Origin of the sequence: Nostoc sp., assembly GCF_036917415.1 — a bacterium.
In the GTDB taxonomy this organism is placed as follows: domain Bacteria; phylum Cyanobacteriota; class Cyanobacteriia; order Cyanobacteriales; family Nostocaceae; genus Nostoc.
On record NZ_JBALDJ010000062.1, the window covers coordinates 45,696 to 63,619 of the forward strand.

The 17,924-nt window shown below is 39.9% G+C and carries 20 protein-coding genes; 4 read left to right on the forward strand and 16 right to left on the reverse strand.

Annotated elements, in window-relative coordinates; all coding sequences use genetic code 11:
• Nucleotides 1–58: 58 nt before the first annotated feature.
• The 12 genes from V7K41_RS12315 to V7K41_RS12370 all read right to left on the reverse strand — a co-directional run bounded on the left by V7K41_RS12315 (nt 59) and on the right by V7K41_RS12370 (nt 10,036).
• Nucleotides 59–271, reverse strand: coding sequence for a 2Fe-2S iron-sulfur cluster-binding protein (locus V7K41_RS12315; protein WP_334848454.1), 213 nt, complete (start codon nt 269–271; stop codon nt 59–61).
• A gap of 214 nt (nt 272–485) precedes the next feature.
• Nucleotides 486–944, reverse strand: coding sequence for a hypothetical protein (locus V7K41_RS12320; RefSeq protein ID WP_334848456.1), 459 nt, complete (start codon nt 942–944; stop codon nt 486–488).
• Between the two features lie 29 nt (nt 945–973).
• A complete protein-coding gene (locus V7K41_RS12325) occupies nt 974–2,083 on the reverse strand; it encodes an AAA family ATPase (protein WP_334848458.1) in 1,110 nt (369 codons plus the stop codon).
• Nucleotides 2,084–2,456: 373 nt separating this feature from the next.
• The gene (locus tag V7K41_RS12330; RefSeq protein ID WP_334848460.1) at nt 2,457–3,635 is read right to left on the reverse strand and encodes a P-aminobenzoate N-oxygenase AurF; all 1,179 of its coding nucleotides are present in this window, start codon (nt 3,633–3,635) and stop codon (nt 2,457–2,459) included.
• Between the two features lie 39 nt (nt 3,636–3,674).
• A complete protein-coding gene (locus V7K41_RS12335) occupies nt 3,675–4,580 on the reverse strand; it encodes a ferritin-like domain-containing protein (RefSeq protein WP_334848461.1) in 906 nt (301 codons plus the stop codon).
• Nucleotides 4,564–5,649, reverse strand: coding sequence for an aromatic ring-hydroxylating dioxygenase subunit alpha (locus V7K41_RS12340; protein WP_334848464.1), 1,086 nt, complete (start codon nt 5,647–5,649; stop codon nt 4,564–4,566). The genes V7K41_RS12335 and V7K41_RS12340 overlap by 17 nt, the downstream gene beginning before the upstream one ends.
• A gap of 5 nt (nt 5,650–5,654) precedes the next feature.
• Nucleotides 5,655–6,395, reverse strand: coding sequence for a hypothetical protein (locus V7K41_RS12345; RefSeq protein WP_334848466.1), 741 nt, complete (start codon nt 6,393–6,395; stop codon nt 5,655–5,657).
• Nucleotides 6,396–6,653: 258 nt separating this feature from the next.
• Nucleotides 6,654–7,658, reverse strand: coding sequence for an aromatic ring-hydroxylating dioxygenase subunit alpha (locus V7K41_RS12350; protein ID WP_334848468.1), 1,005 nt, complete (start codon nt 7,656–7,658; stop codon nt 6,654–6,656).
• Nucleotides 7,645–8,058, reverse strand: a complete 414-nt coding sequence (locus V7K41_RS12355; RefSeq protein WP_334848470.1) for an Mpo1-like protein — start codon at nt 8,056–8,058, stop codon at nt 7,645–7,647. Before V7K41_RS12355 ends, V7K41_RS12350 begins: the two co-directional genes overlap by 14 nt.
• Before the next feature lie 111 nt (nt 8,059–8,169).
• Entirely contained in the window at nt 8,170–8,508 is a 339-nt protein-coding gene (locus tag V7K41_RS12360) for a type II toxin-antitoxin system PemK/MazF family toxin (protein ID WP_334848472.1), read from the reverse strand.
• Nucleotides 8,508–8,744 carry a ChpI protein gene (locus V7K41_RS12365; RefSeq protein WP_334848473.1) on the reverse strand — a complete coding sequence of 79 codons (237 nt, stop codon included), beginning with the start codon at nt 8,742–8,744 and terminating at the stop codon, nt 8,508–8,510. The genes V7K41_RS12360 and V7K41_RS12365 overlap by 1 nt, the downstream gene beginning before the upstream one ends.
• Nucleotides 8,745–9,085: 341 nt before the next feature.
• Complete coding sequence (locus tag V7K41_RS12370; RefSeq protein WP_334848475.1) at nt 9,086–10,036, reverse strand: DUF4365 domain-containing protein; 951 nt, start codon at nt 10,034–10,036, stop codon at nt 9,086–9,088.
• Between the two features lie 454 nt (nt 10,037–10,490).
• On the opposite strand from V7K41_RS12370, the gene V7K41_RS12375 reads away from it, so the two are divergent.
• Nucleotides 10,491–10,802: a type II toxin-antitoxin system RelE/ParE family toxin gene (locus tag V7K41_RS12375; protein WP_334848495.1), complete on the forward strand. Its 312-nt coding sequence runs from the start codon at nt 10,491–10,493 to the stop codon at nt 10,800–10,802.
• A gap of 4 nt (nt 10,803–10,806) precedes the next feature.
• Nucleotides 10,807–11,121 (forward strand): helix-turn-helix domain-containing protein, encoded by a 315-nt coding sequence (locus V7K41_RS12380; RefSeq protein WP_334800912.1) that lies wholly within the window; start codon nt 10,807–10,809, stop codon nt 11,119–11,121.
• A gap of 55 nt (nt 11,122–11,176) precedes the next feature.
• Here the strand turns inward: V7K41_RS12380 and V7K41_RS12385 are convergent, their stop codons facing one another.
• Nucleotides 11,177–12,904, reverse strand: a complete 1,728-nt coding sequence (locus V7K41_RS12385) for an N-acyl-D-amino-acid deacylase family protein (protein ID WP_334848477.1) — start codon at nt 12,902–12,904, stop codon at nt 11,177–11,179.
• 341 nt (nt 12,905–13,245) lie between these two features.
• On the opposite strand from V7K41_RS12385, the gene V7K41_RS12390 reads away from it, so the two are divergent.
• Together V7K41_RS12390 and V7K41_RS12395 are read left to right on the forward strand one after the other, a co-directional pair.
• Nucleotides 13,246–14,112 carry a TIR domain-containing protein gene (locus V7K41_RS12390; RefSeq protein ID WP_334848479.1) on the forward strand — a complete coding sequence of 289 codons (867 nt, stop codon included), beginning with the start codon at nt 13,246–13,248 and terminating at the stop codon, nt 14,110–14,112.
• Entirely contained in the window at nt 14,112–14,651 is a 540-nt protein-coding gene (locus V7K41_RS12395; protein ID WP_334848482.1) for a hypothetical protein, read from the forward strand. The genes V7K41_RS12390 and V7K41_RS12395 overlap by 1 nt, the downstream gene beginning before the upstream one ends.
• A 292-nt stretch (nt 14,652–14,943) precedes the next feature.
• On the opposite strand, the gene V7K41_RS12400 is transcribed toward V7K41_RS12395, so the two are convergent.
• The 3 genes from V7K41_RS12400 to V7K41_RS12410 all read right to left on the reverse strand — a co-directional run bounded on the left by V7K41_RS12400 (nt 14,944) and on the right by V7K41_RS12410 (nt 17,868).
• Nucleotides 14,944–16,230 carry a glycosyltransferase gene (locus tag V7K41_RS12400; RefSeq protein WP_334848484.1) on the reverse strand — a complete coding sequence of 429 codons (1,287 nt, stop codon included), beginning with the start codon at nt 16,228–16,230 and terminating at the stop codon, nt 14,944–14,946.
• Nucleotides 16,231–16,384: 154 nt separating this feature from the next.
• The gene (gene metX / locus V7K41_RS12405; RefSeq protein WP_334848486.1) at nt 16,385–17,464 is read right to left on the reverse strand and encodes a homoserine O-acetyltransferase MetX; all 1,080 of its coding nucleotides are present in this window, start codon (nt 17,462–17,464) and stop codon (nt 16,385–16,387) included.
• A 125-nt stretch (nt 17,465–17,589) separates the two neighbouring features.
• Entirely contained in the window at nt 17,590–17,868 is a 279-nt protein-coding gene (locus V7K41_RS12410; RefSeq protein WP_334848488.1) for a PLP-dependent transferase, read from the reverse strand.
• Between the last annotated feature and the right edge of the window lie 56 nt (nt 17,869–17,924).

The window sequence follows — 17,924 nt, forward strand, 5'->3', positions numbered from 1 at the left end:
TTTTGCGAGGCAATATCACAAATCCATACTTGCTCTTTTAGTTTTTTTTAATCATCATCTAAACCTTACGAAGTTCAACATTACCTATAACATCAAGCTGACAAGCTAACCGCGCATAAGGATAATTAGCTGCTAACGTCTCCAGCATTTCGTGTTCATCAGGTTGGGGAGGAAGAATATCACCAATAACCTCAACCAAACAAGTACCACAAATACCAGTCCGACAACCAAATAAAACAGGTGAATTCTGAATCGTGAGATGTTCAGACAAATTTTTATGGGGTTGCAGAGTCAGAGCAGGGTAATCAGTTTCCGGAAAAGATATATTACAAAAGTCAGACATATATTGCACAGTATTCACTGAGAGTATTTATAGTAATTGTATAACGGTCAAGCTGAACTGCGGTAGATCCCCTTTGCATCACTACTGATATTTGGGTTTTGCCCGTTGCAGCACAAAGTTGTACATCTACCATTCACCAACATTATTTCAAATTAAACAGAAATGGTTTGACAGATGAAATCATACGCTCTAACTCAGTTTTATTATGTATGAGAAGATCGTGTCCCCATAATTCATTCGTGTTATCGGAGCAATCTTTTGCAAGAGCTTCTCCGATCTTTTCAAAATTCTTGTTAATGTCTCTCCTTAAACTCTCTGGTTCAGATAAGACTCCAAGAACAAATACTCTATTTTCTAAATCATCTGGAATCTGTTGCTTAACATAACTTAATCTATCTTTATCCTCATCAAAATCAATCAGTAAAGCAATCATTCTGTCTGGATATTGTCGCATTGTAGAGGCATAATTATTCGTGAATTTCTCCACAGCGTCTTGCCAACCACGAGCCTCTGGTAGGACTTGAATAGTGCGGCGATTGAGGTTTAGATCAAGAATAAATCCGTTTGCAATCTGACGATTAGCATCATCTTCAGGCAACACAAGAATGTGTGGTCTGTGCTTATTTATGCTCATAGTTCTATATCGCCACTAATCAAGGCATCGACAAGATCACCTGGAAAAGAAATATCACTAAGCAATCTGATTAAAGTTGGCTCTAAGTGGCTTTTTCGATCAAGTACAAAGGTATTTTCATTTGAAAACTTTCGGATTGCTTCCTGATCATGCGAAGTCACCAAAATTTGCCCACTATTCTTAAATGAGCGTCGCAGTGATGATATAAAATGTCCAACCTCTGATATGGCAAGATAGTTATCAGGCTCGTCCCAGAAGCAAAAAAGAGGGCCGTATGATTCGTTAGCAGCTAAGACAACAGAGCAAAGAAAAAAGCATTTTTCCCCATCAGATAAACCTTCAAAATCAACACTCAGATTCGCATTATTTTTTTGAAATCGAACAATCATACTTTTGGAGTCTTTGCCGATTAGTTCATTCAGAAAATCCTTAATATCAGGCATAACATCACGGAGATATTGGACAACCTGTGTGTACGCAGCAGGATAGCGACTGAGTAACCCAGAAAACCACTCCCCAAAGTTTGAACCATCACGTTTTGGCTCCAAAGTGTCGCCATTGGAGTCTCCTGTCATCAAGCTTGGGATCGGGGCTAAAATAATCATGCGAGCAAGCCAAGTCTTGAAAATACGAAGTGGATCAGTTTCTGATTGCTCCTGAATTACTGGAAGGGCGACAAGATGCCAATCCACTAAAAACTGAGCCTCACGATTTTGCGAACTGTTGTGAAGAGTGACTTTGGCTTCCTTTCGAGAGTAGATTGGATCTCCTGAAACTAGCAGTTGTTCTTCAGAAACTCGAAGCTCTTTAAATTTTTCTGGCAACTCCAAGGCAAGGACATATTTGTATAATTTATCATCAAGTAATACTTCTATTTCAAAGCGGATTGGAACATCAGCCCTTCCACGAGTAAAATCTTTCGACTGGACAAGTTGACTAACTCTATTTATGCCTCGGCTAATCTTCTGAAGTACCTCTAATGCAGAAGCAGTAGTTGATTTACCTGAACCGTTTTTTCCAATCAAGAGAGCAGATGACATCCCCTTTATGGGTAGTTCAAAGTTTTCTAGGCATCTGAAGTTGTGTATATACAGTCTTTGGAGCATAGGAAAAAATTCCGAGGAGTGGGAAGTGAAAGAACTTTTTGATCTGCCTAAGTAGTGAATAAGCATTGCCATGAAGATCCTGAGAATTCAGGTGCTTTGCTGATCTACAGAGGGATTAATTACATATTAGATTACATTTACTTTCATAACAAACGCTATCCTCGATAAATAGGAAATGATAAAAGAGCAATAAGTAGGTAGGCGTGAATATTTATCGTTAGGATAAGGCAGTAGGCAGAAAGGAAGAGGGTTTGAACCTCATCGCTCGTATATCATTATAAACAAACTATTCTCTTCACCAAATGTAAACAAACTAGTATAAGCTCTTATACTTTTAATTTACACAAACTGAATTTGCCTTACTTTTAATAGTCTATTCATTTGCAGTAAATCTCTGTAAATTGTTAGTATAATACTGCTCAAAACCTTGAAAAGCCATTTTTTGAGTTGCCAAATATCGAGAAATTGAATTAGTTTCCATAAGTGACATATCCCGATTATGTTGCCAAAGATAATTGAGTTTTTCAACATACACCTGATAAGATTTCATCGCCTCCTGATGAGTTGAAAAACTGCGCTGCAATCCTTCCGACTCCTCTGTAAAACAACGGCGCATCATTTCTTTAGCATCCCTGTCACTCATTTCAAAAATGGGCGATCGCAACACCCGATAAATCTTGCTATACAACGCCGGATCGTACCAAAAAATCCCATTAATCGCAGCTGAAAAATGAAAGTGATCGCGCTGACATCCCCATAAACCTAAATTAGCCACCAGTCGCTCAAAAGCAGTTGGCGGCTTAAGGCAAGTGACAACATCGTGAGATATAATAGTCGAACTATTGAAGTGAAAACTTTCATCCAGAAAGTGATAATATGAGACTTTAGCAGGAATTGGAGCAACTTCAGGATGGGGATGTTTTTGATAATAATTGCTAAGTTTGTGCTGTACCAACTTGCCATTTAGTGTCCGCACTCCCCGGACTGTGAAATACTGACAAGCTAAAAAAGTATTATTCGCAGAAATTAGCCCAAAGTATTGAAGTTGAATTTTTTTCCACCAAGTTTTTAGGGCATTGGTGTCAGCATAAACCATCGTTTCTGTAAAGGGGCCGCGCATGGGGTAGGTAAAGATAAGTTCCCCAAACAACGCTTGTTCAACCTGTTTAGCAATTGTGCGGAAGGCGTTAATGTGCGATCGCTCTTGGGAGGACTCCAAATCTAATGTATCGCAGATTAACCGAAAATCTTCTTGAGCGTAAAGTCCGGCTGCACTGGTTTGATTGAAAAAGATAGTTGCAATTTCAGCAGAAACAATTTGTGAGTAGTAAGCTACCCAGTAAAGCTGGTTCAAAATTATACGCTGATGTTGGCTGGACTGTTCCCATAAAGGTGTACCATATAGCAGGGAAAACTCTTCTGGATTCCAATACTCGTTTTGACAATCTTCATAGCAAAACTTGGTAACTGCTTCATCCATTAAAGCAGTATGGTCTTGCTGTTTGTTGCGAGTGTGGTTAATTTGTAATTTGTGATGAATAGTTTTTTCCATATCCGTTTTGATTGAACGCAGACATAAGATGGATATTTATTACACACATTGATGGGCGGGGAGTGGTTCAAAAGCTCCGCGTTCTTCCAAGATTTGCAGGATAGACTGGGCTGATTTTATCCCCATGAGCGATCGCAATATTTGTAATCGCGTTCCACTGTGAGTTTCTGTATTCAGTTCTTCTAAAATTTGGATTTTTTGCGATCGCGTCAGATGTCCTTTCACTTGTTCCACTGCTGCTAGTACGCTTTGTGGCCCCACTTGTACCATAAACAAAAACTGTGCCAATACATCAAGAATTGTTGTTTGACTGAATGCTGAAACTGGAATTTGATTAAACAAGGTGGTTCCTGTGGCGTGATGACGGGATTCAGATTGTAAAAAACTGGAAAAAAGTTCTGCTAAAACTGGATAGCGGCATTCCTTCGCTAAACGCCGATAATGGCTTAAACCCCATCCTTCTAAAACTACTTGCAGCACAAATAATAAAACTGTTTTATCTGCACTTTCAACCACTTCTGATAGTAAGCGCAAAAACGGTTTATCCGTGCTAGTTACTTCTATTTCTGGTAAAAAATGGCTAATTTGGTAAAGGTGGGTAGCTTCATCAGCCGTAAACAGTCCATAAAGCATTCGTTCTTCAACTGTTTCTGCTAACAGTACCATTTTTGCCATGTAGCCAACGCCTGCTTTCTCAATGAAATATGATTCTTCTAACAAACTGCGGTTGGCAAGTTCCAGAATAGCAGATTGTTCATTAATATTAGATTGTTGAAAAATTTTGACTTGATGTAATTTGAAAAATTCAGCATCCCAATAATTTAATTGTGGGTAAAAAGCATAATTATTCTGATTGGGTAATGCTGCTATTAATATCCGCTGCAAACGGCCATGAGAATCTGTGTGTGGTAGATCAAAACCGACAATGTTATATTTTAAATCCATTTTTTTCTTGTTCAATTAAACTCAACTCAGGGTTAGGTGTTGATGGTATTTGAATATTTGAGTAATTAACAGTTTCCCACTTTCCCCAAGTTAAGGCTTTTTGGTGATTAACGTGCTGAATAAATTGCAAAATTGATTTATCTGCTTTAGTGGGAGTCTGTAAACTAAATTGAATAGTTTGAAATACCTGGGTATCCCCCTTTGCAAAATAATTACCAACCTGTTGGGTTAACCATAGCAAACCACGATTTATTACCCATCCTAAAAATCCAGGACGTTTGGGAGTCACTAAAATTGTTTGTCCCTCGGTTTTTCCTCCTTCTATCATTCGCAGCGCAAATATAATGTAGAAGTGCAGGAAATCCGGCCCTAGCGTCACAGTGCCAGTGTTGCCATACCAATAACACATACTGTAAGTAACTTCGTTGCAGTATAGAGGGCGAATCAGGCGGATTAACCAGGAATCATCCCCTCCCCGTGTAGTGTTACTGAAGGTAATAGCGTTGGGGTTGAGGTCTTGGGAATCAAATATAATCTCTAAGGGCAGATTGTGTACTGTATTAAAGTGGTGAGCATCAATCGCATTAATTAGTAAGACATTGGGATGGCAATTTTTAACAAACCGAGTCCCCAATATATAATCACAGTCTGCCTGTTCTAATTCTGGTACAAAAGGCAGCGAACTTGGATTTTCTTCTCCCACCCAAATCCAAATCATGCCGTACTTTTCCGCAGTGTGCCAAGTTTTAATATACACAGGTAGTGGTTTTTCGAGAGAAGGAATATCTATACAAATTCCGCGTTCATTGTATTTCCAATTATGAAAAAAACAGCGAATATTATCGCCTTCTACCTTACCTTCTGCTAAATGTGCACCCATATGTGGACAATAGGCATCTATAGCTACTAATTGACTACTAACTCCCCGATAAATTGCCAGATTTCTACCTAGCAACGTTATAGCTTTTACCTTGCCAATTTTTAATTTTTTTGATGGTAATGTCCAATACCATCCCTCTAAAAATTGTGTTGGATTGTTAAAGTTTAAGTGTAGGTTGGTAGATGGCATAAAGGTTAAATGAGAACACAATCTTGCACAAATGTTAACGATGATTCTGACTCCCACATCCGTTGTCCAGCACGAGTGAGATTGTCATAACCGATCTCAGTTAAACAAACTAATTCATCTCCTTGTCGATAGCCTGGATTTTTTTCCTCAAAAAACTGGATATGGCGATTAGTCTGTCGTCCTAATGGAATTTCAATCAACCCTTCCTGTAAAATTTGGGGATGCGAGAACCGGACAATACCAGTTGCTTCTTGGTATAAGTTACCATAATATTCCTGTGCCAAATTTCCCATTAGATTCTTAACATCAGCAGGTGTTGTGATATCATAACGGGGGTAGAAATCTTGCCAAAAGGTAGGGAGAAAACGATAAGTGCGAAAACCAGAGCAAATTAGCAGCCAGTAAAGTTTATTTTCTGGATAGTGTTGACGCAGAAAATTGATGGCGGCAATCCAACTACGTGGTAGTGTTGTACTCGACCAAGCACTAGGATCGACAATAGTGTCGCCTGAATATACCACACTAATTTTTTCTCCTAAAAAAGTCTTTTGGCATAACATCAGAGTTGAAAATCCTTTGAGTGCATTGGATGTTTCATCTCTCAACAATAAAACCCAGTTTTTGCGCTCTAGATCAATTTGAAACCCATCCCAGGTTATACCTTTAAAGTAATTTTGCAGCAGCACATACATGGCGGTGCGATCGCTTGGTTGCAACTTTTGAACAGGAATCAGCAAACTCTTCATTATTCGGAAATTACCTAAAATCGATTTGTAATATGTTTGTAATTATTACTTTATCGACCAATTTGGTAAATTTACGGTGTAATGTGACAGATTTCAGAATGGTTATTTACACTACAATTCTGTATTCACATCTTGCACCTTCTTAATAAGAGTTGGTGGGCATTGCCTACTCTAGAAAATAATTCAGATGTAGGTTAGGTTGAGAAACGAAACATTACCAAAGCTTTTGTTGGGTTACACTTTCGCTAACGCAACCTACTATTCTACACTCCTATTTTTTGACCATCGAGACGGTTTTAGCTGGTTTACATACTCCATATATTGAGCCAATGGCCGATCAATACTTAGGAGCAACTTTGGATTAAAGCGAATATTGTCGTAAATTTTGCCATCTTCATCTCGGAGCATATAGTAAGCCAAGCGAGTACTGAATAGCAAAAACTGACTCAGCAGATATCCCACAATACCTTTACGTTTTTCAGTTACATAAATCGGTTGAATTCTCGTTCTTCCAGGTGCAATTGGAGTATAAGCATATATCATATACAGTGGCGGAAAAAGCCTGACATCCTTCATCATTGTTAACAAACCAATGCAACCATGAGCATAACGCATTGAATACTGATATGTAGAACCAAGAAATCTTTGACCTAATTGTTCTCTAAAGGTAGTTTTGGGGAATTGTCCCCGCATTGTAAAGTCAATTTGAGTGCCTAATTCGCTGCGATGTAACGACAAATCCATTTTGATATCTAAATGATGAATTGTTTTTAAATGTTGAGCATCAATCCCATTCATCATACAAATATGATGATGGCAACTTCTTGTAAATGCAATATCAGCTTGTGCAACAATTTCTTTTCCCTTCAATTCATCAAAATCAGCCACTCCTTCCGGTGCTTTAGCATCTGGATAAATCCAGATAAATCCATACTTTTCCTCTGTTGCATAAACTTGCAATTTAGCTTGAGTAGGAATTTCTGATTGACAGGGAATATTTTTACAAAGCCCTGTTTCATCAAATGCCCAATGATGAAATGCACAACGAATCCAATTACCATCAACCTTTCCAATTCCTAAATCTGTCCCCAAATGAGGACAGTAAGCATCTAAAGCCCGCATTTGCCCATCTTCACCTCTAAAAATGGCAATTTTCTGACCGCACACTTCTACAGATTTTGCTGTTTTTTTAGGTATCTCCTGACTAGGACAGGCAATATACCAACCCTTAGCAATTACATTCCAGTTGTTAAATATTTGCATAATTGTTTGACAGATAATTATTTAATATTTCTTGTCGTTGGCGAATATCATCTTGATATTTACCCATGAAAATCCTAAATAACATTTTACCCAAACAATAAGATGCCCGCCAAGAAAAAACAGCATCTTGTAAATCAATATGACTACGCTCAAATAAGAAATGTCCGGTTAATCCTAACAATTGAGTTAACGGTAAGCCCAAGAATAACCAAAAATTTTGCACTTTCCAACTATAAAAGAGTAAACCGTAAAAAAAGAATATTCCCAAAATGTGTAGAGTAATATTAATTGGATGCTGATGTTTAAGAATAAAAATATCCCAATAATCTGTAAAAGGATGATCCAGAATTTGATTATTAATCTGATTTTTTAACTTTTGTTGAGGATTATAATAATTCATGTCAAAACCTTCTAGAATTAATCATTGTTTAGTGCGATCGCTGGCAACACCACTCAGATATCTCAACCGTCCGCTCGATCAACTTGTTATCTTGCTGGCATAACTCAAGACCTATAGCGCAAGCACTAAACGAAGACCTTCATCAACAAGCACCATTACGCGATCGCTTACTTGGCTTACCTGCTCCATCAAAAACGACTTGTCCACAGTAATCACTTGGGAAATATTCACAACCGAGTCTTGGGGTAAACCAGTTTCATCTGTTGTCACCAAAATGTTGCCTGGAGCTTCAGCCAGCCGCAGATTAGTTGTAAGAACAGCAGCAATCACAGTCCGAATTCGGCTACGATTAAACTCATCTGACTGAACGATCAGAACTGGTCTACGATATCCTGGTTCAGAGGCAACAGGCATTAGCAGGTCTGCCCACCAAATTTTACCTCGCTGCATTACCAATTTTCCTCAGATATAGTACGCGCTTGTAGCTTTACAAACAATGGATCAAGACTGCTATCTTCATCGGCATATACAGCATCTAACTGTTGAGTAATTTCATCCCGTTTATGCGATCGCAAGTATTCTTGAAGTGCCACAGCATAAAGCTGACTACGGGATAAACCCATGCGTTTTGCAAATTCTTCAGCAGCCTCAAATAGAGGATCAGGGATGGAAATCGCTGTTTTCATAGATTGGTATAACCTTAGTTATACCCTGATGCTACCGATTTTTTGTAATGATGGCAATGGCTCAAAAACGATAGAATTATTAAGCAGAGGTTTGCACCGAATTATACGGTTGGATCAGAATCTCAGCCGGAATACCTAACTCTTGATTTAACTTGCGAATCATCTCCAAGGTCAAGGAGCGTTTACGAGATAGTATCTCAGATACCCCAGCTCGACTGCCAAGACATGACTCCAAATCACGGCGACACCCGCCGTAAGTATCAGTCTTATAAAAAGAGTGCGTTATGTTTCGTTAATGTAGCCTACAATAATAGCGATCGCACTTGACCATATTTCACACCTTACATTCCATAATACTTACTGCTGAATCCTACTGACAGAGGTGCGCCATCATACTGGCAGGATATGCTGACCTTTAACTTCCTCTTGTGGTCGTAATAGGTGTGAAAGTGCGTCTGTTTGCGGACTAGTTCTAACTCGAATGGATTAATACTAAGTACACCCAAGATTTGCTCAGAATCGAACGGGCGGCTTTGACTCCAGGGTGCAGTTTTTTTGAGTTCAACATCTACATAGCTGATAAAGTTTCCTTCTGCCTCTAATAACATGTGGGATTGCTCAGATTCAATGATAATGTTACCCACTTCATTAGGCTTCCCCCCAACAGCTTTTGCGGCTTCTGTAATGGACATTCCAATATACTGGAAAGGACGGTGGAAGGGTGCAATCAGTATATCTAATCCAGAATTAATAGCTCTCTCTATAGCATCTGCGAGAGTCAACGTTCCAAGATAATTGCCATGCTGAGGAGTAACAGAAGCCTGTGAATTAACTATTGAAACTAATTGAGCGGGTAAAGAGTTTATATCTTGCTCAAAACGGTTTTGAATAGAAACCGGGATCGATACCTTTTTTTGTTTTTGCCAGTTTTTATTAAGTGAACTAAGAAAATCTTTTGGAAAAGACCAATAAAAAATGTAATTTTGGCAGTCAACAATAATTAATAATGTGGGATTTTTCTGAAGTAACCAATAATTAAGAGTCGTTACTGCAATAGGAACTGTAATTGAATTGCCTTTTACTTCAGTTTCTTCTGTCCCTTTACATTGAATGTTAAATAATTTTCCAGTTGGGTACTCTCCCTGCATAATTTCACAGATAAAATCAATGCCAAGATCCAGTTCTTGAGGAACAGGAATAACAATGCAAAATTTAGTAAAAACTGATTTAAGGAAGTCCGCCGCACTTTGGCCGATTCTCTGAGATTTTGTACGTTTTGGTAAATTGGTCATCACAGTGTTAAAAATTTTCTCACAATCTTAACTCAACTGCTATCTAGGATGAGAAATAGGTAAGAGTAGCAATACCTTAAGTAGAACTAATTTTGTCTGTCTAACTATTTATTATACAAAAATTTTCCATAAAGCACACGAAGCGATTCATATACAGAAAGGATTACAAACATTTTAATTATGATATTAATAAATTTTCTGTACATCATCAATATCCAACGATTATACAGAATTTATCTTAACAACCCTCCGCGCCTTTGCACCTCTGCGTGAGATAATTCAAACAGGAAACAAAACACTTCCTAACTTTTCACGCCCCAAGCGATCACTCACCTTGCCCACACAAACAACCTGAATCCCATTAATATAAGTTCCCTTTAATAGGTATATTATATCGATATATCAGATATGATATAAATACAGTATGGGAGATTAAAGTAAACCTTTAGTTTGGCTGCATGGTGAAGTTAAAACCCCACCTTTCAGTCAAGAAGCACGCATAGAAGCGGGTGTTCTGCTCAGACAATTACAGGAAGGTGAATCCCTTGGGTTGCCACATTCACGCCCTATGCCAAGTATAGGAATTCACTGTCATGAATTACGTATTCGAGATACAGATAAAAACTGGAGAATCATTTATCGAATTGATGACGATGCAATCTTGATTGTTGAAGTCTTTAATAAAACAACCAGAACAACATCCAAGAAGATAATTGAAGTTTGCAAAAAGCGCCTGAGCAAATACGATACCGATCAACAGGAGTAATGTGATGGATCAAGCTAAGAGAGAACGTTTGGAATCTAAAGGCTGGAAAATTGGCACAGTTTCAGATTTTTTGGAGTTAACACCTGAAGAAACTATCTTTGTTGAAATTAAGCTAGCTCTCAGCCAAAACTTGAAGGAGCGTCGGCAAAAACTGATGACTCAAAGTGAACTCGCTGCTAAGATTAGTTCTAGCCAACCTCGGATTGCTAAAGCTGAAAATGGCGATGCTTCAGTATCAATTGAATTGTTGATTCGGGCAATGTTAGCAACAGGTGCAACTCCTCAAGATATTGGGCAGGTGATTGCTGGTGTGGGGTAAAAGCAATTCAATGCTAAACTCTCAAACTTATCTTTGCGTCTCTGCGTGAGATAATTCAAACAGGAAACAAAACACTTCCCAACTTTTCACGCCCCAAGCGATCGCTCACTTTCCCCCAACAAACAACCCGAATCCCATTAATATAAACCGCTTGCACAATCTCATCTGAACCACGCTTAACCATCCGAGGTTCACCATCTAAAACTGGATCTGATATCTGCACCTGCGGGCTAATTGGCTGATTTAAAGCATTGGGATCGAGTAAAACTATATCTGCTTTCGCACCAACTTTGAGAACTCCCGTATCAAGACCAAACCAACCAGCAGGTTCTCCCGTAACGCGGCAAATCGCAGCTTCAGGTGAAAGGAACTTCGTTGCAACTGCTTGTTTGAGCAAAGACAAAGCTCCATCATAGTAGCCCAGGTTACGGACGTGAGCGCCAGCATCGGTAAAACCAGGCAAAATACAGGGATGCTGCATCATCGCTAAACGGGGTTTTAGGCGATCGTTCGCTCCTGTCGCCACCCAGCGTAAATCTGTATCGTATTTTTGTAATGCGTGGATAAATAAATCCACTGGTTCTTGTTGCTTTTGACGAGCAATTTGGGCAAAACTTAACCCTTGCCAACTTGCTTCGGGACAGTGAATAACTTCCATCAAATCTAACCGACGATGGAATGATTTACGCCATTTACTCAGCCATTCTTGGCGAAACTGACGACGAAAAATTTCCGATGCCCATAGTTGTTGCCTTTCTTCTGGTGACTTACAACCATTGAGTTGTGCGCCTGTGGAGAATTCTTCAAATAAGGGAGTTACAGGGCCATCAGAGTAAATGGTGAAGGGTTCAGTTAGGGTTTGAAAGCGCACATTACCATTTAGAAGCCGATTCCAAATAAAAAGTAGGGGGGAAAATATTCGCCATAGTTTGCGATCGTGTACAGCATCCAAAGCTGAGAGGACTGTTAGCCGCAGTGGTTTTTGTCCAATCCCTGAACCCATCCGCAGAATGTCCACAAAGGAAGCAAGTCGTTGTAAATTGGGTGTGACTTGAAAAACGCGTTGGCTACGCCCGCCGCAGGCATCGCTCCCCCGACACAAATCCGCCAACATTGCATATTCTTTAAATTTCGCGTGTTGAGAGGGAATTGTACAACCTTGCCATTCTCCACTCATCCGATGCCAGGGAAACATATCAATAGAAATGCCAATAAAGCCAGCGTCTAAAGCATCTGTGGCTATGCGCTGCATAAGTTTTAGTTCAAATTTTGTCGGCTGAACCTTTAAACTGCGTTCTAATCCCATTACATGAGCGCGTAAGGCACTGTGTCCAAACATTGGGGCAACATTGGGGCCAAGGGGTAACTGTTGCAAATGCTGTAAATATTCTGCTGGTGTCTGCCAGGAAACCGACTTTTTCAACCATTTTTCAATCAGCCGATGGGAAAGTGTCTCTACCCTCTGAAAAATATCAGCCAGGATTTGGGGTTGGGCGATCGCAACAGACAAGCTACAGTTACCAATGACCACGCTGGTAACACCATGACGAACTGATTCGCTCAATCCTGGTGCGATTTCTAACTCTAAATCGTAATGCGTATGAATATCGATGAATCCAGGTGTCACCCATAACCCAGAAGCATCAAGCACTTCACGCGCTGGGGTAGTTAAGGAGGGTGCAAGGGTGACAATGCGGCCGTTTTGAATGCCGATATCTCTGCGAACAGGTGGAGAGCCTAAGCCATCGAAAATTAACCCGTTTTGAATCAGCAAATCCAACATGATTCTTTGTTGCCTTTTGGTTGTTATTGGATCTGTTTAGGGTAATTATAGGCTGGGAATTTATTGAAAATAGAGATCGCTTGTAATTGATATTGTCAAAATACCAATAATCTTCTGAACCCCGATCGTTCAATAGTATAACAATGGAGACACGGAAAGTTATTAACCGATGAAGAGAAATCTTTCATAGGCGTCGAATCTAAGCGAAACTTTATAGAAGAATGGATTTTAACGGTCAAAGATCAAGAGCCGATGCTCTACTAATAGAGAGGTATAACGCCTATAAGTTATGTTAGTAGTATGAGTAGTTTTCTCCTGCTCCTGAGCCAAAAAACTGGAAGATGAGCAATATTTATAACTTGGAGACAAGACCACGAGTTTTCGTAAGTTATGCAAGTGCCGATAAAGCAGTTGCACGAGTAATTGTGGATGGTCTGCGATCGCGAAATATTAATGTATGGTTAGATGATTATGAACTCTATCCAGGAACGCATTGGACTGAATCTATTCGCTCCGCAGTTTCAGCAAGTGCCTATTTTCTCCTTCTATTGTCCAAACATTTGGTAAACTCCCATTGGATAAGCAAAGAAACTGAAGCTGTACTGAAAGAGCTGCAAAACCGAGATATCACATTCTTACCTGTTCTTTTGGAGGATTGTGAGATTCCATCATCACTTGCTACATATCAGTTTTTTGATATGAGAAGTGGAATAGAGGAAAACTTAGAAAAGCTCGTTAACGCACTTAACTCTACTGTGGAGATTGATTTTGAGAAATTGTCTCCACACACCTTTGAGCAACTGGTTACAGATCTTCTTCAGAAACTAGGTTTTATCAATCTGCAATCGGAGAGCAAGCAAAGTGATTCAGGCATTGATGCTATTGTTGAATTCCGACATAAAGATCCTTTTGGTGCTGAAAATCGGGAGGTATATGCTGTTGAAACAAAATTTTACCGTGATTCCCGTGCTGACTTGCGAACACTCAAGCAATTGCTCGGTTATGTAAAGAACGATCCAAAGATTGATAAAGCACTGCTTGTTACAAACGGAAATCTCACATCTGTTGCTCTTGATTGGGTAAGCGATGCTCCAAAATTAACTGGTATCCCAATCCGTGTTGTTGATGGAACAGAGTTAAAGCGGCTTCTCCTTCAAAACACCGATCTAGTTTCCAAGTACTTTACTGCCAGTGTAGGTCACGCTTAATGAGCCGAATTACTGATTTTATCAATCGGCTTGATAACTGTCCTGCTGGTCAGAAAGGTTGGCGAGAATTTGAAGATATGTGTGTAGAAATTCTTGAATTTTTATTTGTCCCGCCGTTGGTAAGACCAATTATTCAGCCACGAACGTACTCTGGTACAAATCGACGCGATGCAGTATTTCCAAATCGAAATTTTGATGAAAAACACAGTTGGGGCTTGCTTCTTCGTGAACTGGAAGCAAGATTGGTGCTATTTGAGTTCAAAAATTACGATGCAACAGATATTGGACATGAGGAAGTAATTCAAACTGATAATTACTTGACAGAACCTATGGGTAAGCTTGCAATAATGGTGTGCAACAAACTTCCTAATGATGGCGCTCATATCCAGCGAAATAATATTTACAGTCGGCGTCGTAGAGTCATTCTCTTCATGACAAAGGAGCATCTGAAGGAAATGCTCTTCATTAAGGAAAGAGGAGAAGATCCATGTGATTTAATTGTCGATCTAGTTGAACGATTTTATCTACAACACGAGTAAAAGCAGTAAATAACATTTTTCAGGCTGTGTGAAAATGCATCCCAAAGATCGCCTTTTGATTATGCCTCCATATCCAATGGTTTTCTGAATACTAGCTACCAGTGGAACAGTAGTATTGCTTCCCTACTTTCTAAAAATGAAAAATCGCTGACACCATTTGCTATAACTTGAAAGCAGATATTGATCTGTTTCAACTACTCCATAAATAAACTTGAATTCGGAGATTTTTTACTTTAAAAGCTTACTGGTTCAAGATTTTACTACCTAATTATAAACTCTACTGCAACTTTACCTAAGTAATTCCACCACGATGTTCAGTTTTAACCCAGTGCGATCGCTCCCTTTGCACACACATCTTTAAAGTTGTCACAATCATTACAGGAATCCAATGCACCATGTATAATGACCCTTGAATTGTTGCCCAAAGCAAAGACCATCCTCGTAAACTTTGAAATTGGTAAACTCCAGCAATAAAGGCAATTGTCAGAATGATACTGAGTAGTGTCTGGAGGGGAAGCAGAACTGGATGATGACTATAAAATATTGTCCAAAGTAAGTCAGGAATTAGTCCAATTGGCAGAAGAAATTGCAATATAAAAAACAATAGTAAATCAATTTCTTTCGCCCAACCTAAAGTAATAATTTGCGGAAAATAATCCAGGTAACGCTGATAGCCACCTTCAGCCCAACGACAACGTTGATACCAAAGTTTTTCCCAAGTAGTTACACCTTCTTCCTGAATTGATGGAACTGTAATAAACTCAATTTCCGCACCTGCTAAATAGAGTTTGAAGCAAAGATCCAAATCATCGGTAACAGTATTCTCATTCCAACCTTGACACTTTTCTAACAATTCCCGACTAACTAACATCCCATTACCCCGCAGTTCAGACATTCCACCAATAGCAATGCGATGGGTTTGCAAAAAGCTATCACAGCACATTTCCATCTGCTGACAACGGGTTAAGAAATTGGTATCAGCATTAGAAATCGCTTTTCGCACTTGTACTGCACCGATAGCTTGCTTCTGAAACAAAGGTACTGTTTGCCGCAGAAAATTGGCTCTTAACTGAGCATCCGCATCACAGACTAGGATAATCTCCCCTTGGGTAAAGGGAAACACTGCATTTAACGCCCCTGATTTACCACCTTTTGATTCCCGTCGATGAACTTGTAAAGCTGGAAATTGAGTTTGTAATTCTTTCAAAACTTGGGGGGTTTCATCGGTACTGCCGTCATCAACAACCCAGATATCTAGGGAATCGCTTGGGTAATTCAATTGGCATAAGCTGTAAACTAGATCGGACAAGACTGGACTTTCATTTTTAGCCGGAACTAAAATCGAGACTGGCGGTAAATAAATCTCACTTTCGATCGCTGCCGCCGCTGGTTTTGCTACCAGCATCCGTAATGTTTGCACAGTTAGGATTGCCGTTAATCCCAGCATCAAACATTGTGTTTCTGGTAGCCAGTGCAGCAAACTCACGCCACCCCAGACCAATAAAACTACTAGGATTGCTTTGAGACGTCGCAAAATCTCAACTCCCGCGACTGTCGCCACTCTATAAATTGTTTCCATATACAAATTTACCCACCTGTAGCGATATCTACAACTGGCTGTTACCCTTGATAACGCAAAGTGCGATGCCTGCGGCGGGCGTAGCCAACGCCTTTTTAACTTTATCATTCCTCTCAGAACTCGAAACGCCAAGCTGTTTTCTCAATATATCGAGTTAGGAGGTTGAGAAATCTAAACTTTGCCGAAAAGAGATCAGCAGTTCATTTAATGCAGCCATATCAATTAAAAATGCGTCATGTCCGTGGGTTGACTTCAGCCACGCCAGTTGAGCATTCGGGATTGAATTTGCCAATTCTTGTTGTTCTACTGGAGGATAAAGAATGTCAGAATCAATTGCGACAACTAAAGTTGGTTGCTGGATGATTTGTAGAATAGATTCATAATCTGACAAATCAGGACTTGTGCGATCGCGTGCAACATCGTGGCGATCCATTGCGTGGGTAAGGGTGATGTAAGTGTTGGCATCAAATCGTTCTGTTAGCTTTTGACCCTGATGCTGTAAGTAACTGGCTATAGTAAACTGCTCACATGCATCATACTGCCGTCCAAAGCGGCTTGTAAAACTATCCCAAGAACGGTAAGTAGACATCGCCATCATCCGCGCCACTGCTAGTCCTTGGTTTGGGGGCGCATCCAAAGTATAGTTCCCCCCTTGCCAGTTTGGATCGGCATAAATTGCCTGTCTTTGAGCTTCACTCAATCCAATACACCAAGCTGAATGTCTGCCAGAAACAGCAATGGGTGCAATTCCTTTTACCTTTTCTGGATATAACAATGCCCACTCCAGTGCTTGCATCCCACCGAGTGAGCCGCCAATTACTAACCGCAGAGATTGAACACCCAGGTATTCTAGTAGTACAGCTTGCAGGTGAACCATATCTCGGATTGTAATCTTAGGGAAGGATACGCCATAAGAATTTCCCGTTATGGGGTTGATAGTAGTTGGCCCAGTTGTGCCGTAACAACTTCCCAAAATGTTGCTGCATACAATAAAGTCGCGTTCTGGATTGAAGGCTTTCCCTGAACCAAACAAAGGTTCCCACCAATCATCAGCGTCAGCGGAACCAGTTAAGGCATGACAAATCAGTACCCCATTATCACCTTGAGCATTTAACTGTCCCCAGGTGCGATAAGCAACCTGAACCCCAATTAATACTTCGCCGCCTTCAAGTGGAAATGGCACAGTCATCTGGTAAAACTGGGTTTGCTGTGAGATGAAATCTGAGTAGATCATATTTAGGAGTGAAGAGTGGGGAGATGAGGGAGCAGGGGGACAAGGAAGACAAGGGAGAATTATTCAACAAGTTTCTTCCTTGTCTCTTCCTAATGCCCAATGCCCCATTCCCAATTTATTGATAATTAACTCTTAACTTGTTGGAATGCTTGCTCAAAATCTTCTTTGATGTCGTCGATATGTTCAATTCCCACTGATACACGCACCAAATCGGGTGTCACACCTGCTGAAAGCTGTTCGTCATTACTTAGCTGTTGATGGGTTGTAGAAGCGGGATGAATAACGAGGGTTTTCGCATCACCAACATTTGCTAAATGACTCGCTAATTTCACATGATTAATAAAAGCTTTACCCGCCTCTAGTCCCAGGGGAAACGCATCTAAATTGTCTTGACAAAATACCATCTTAATGGGTAAGAATCTTTAATTTAATTCAAATGCGTATAAAATTTTGATGAGTG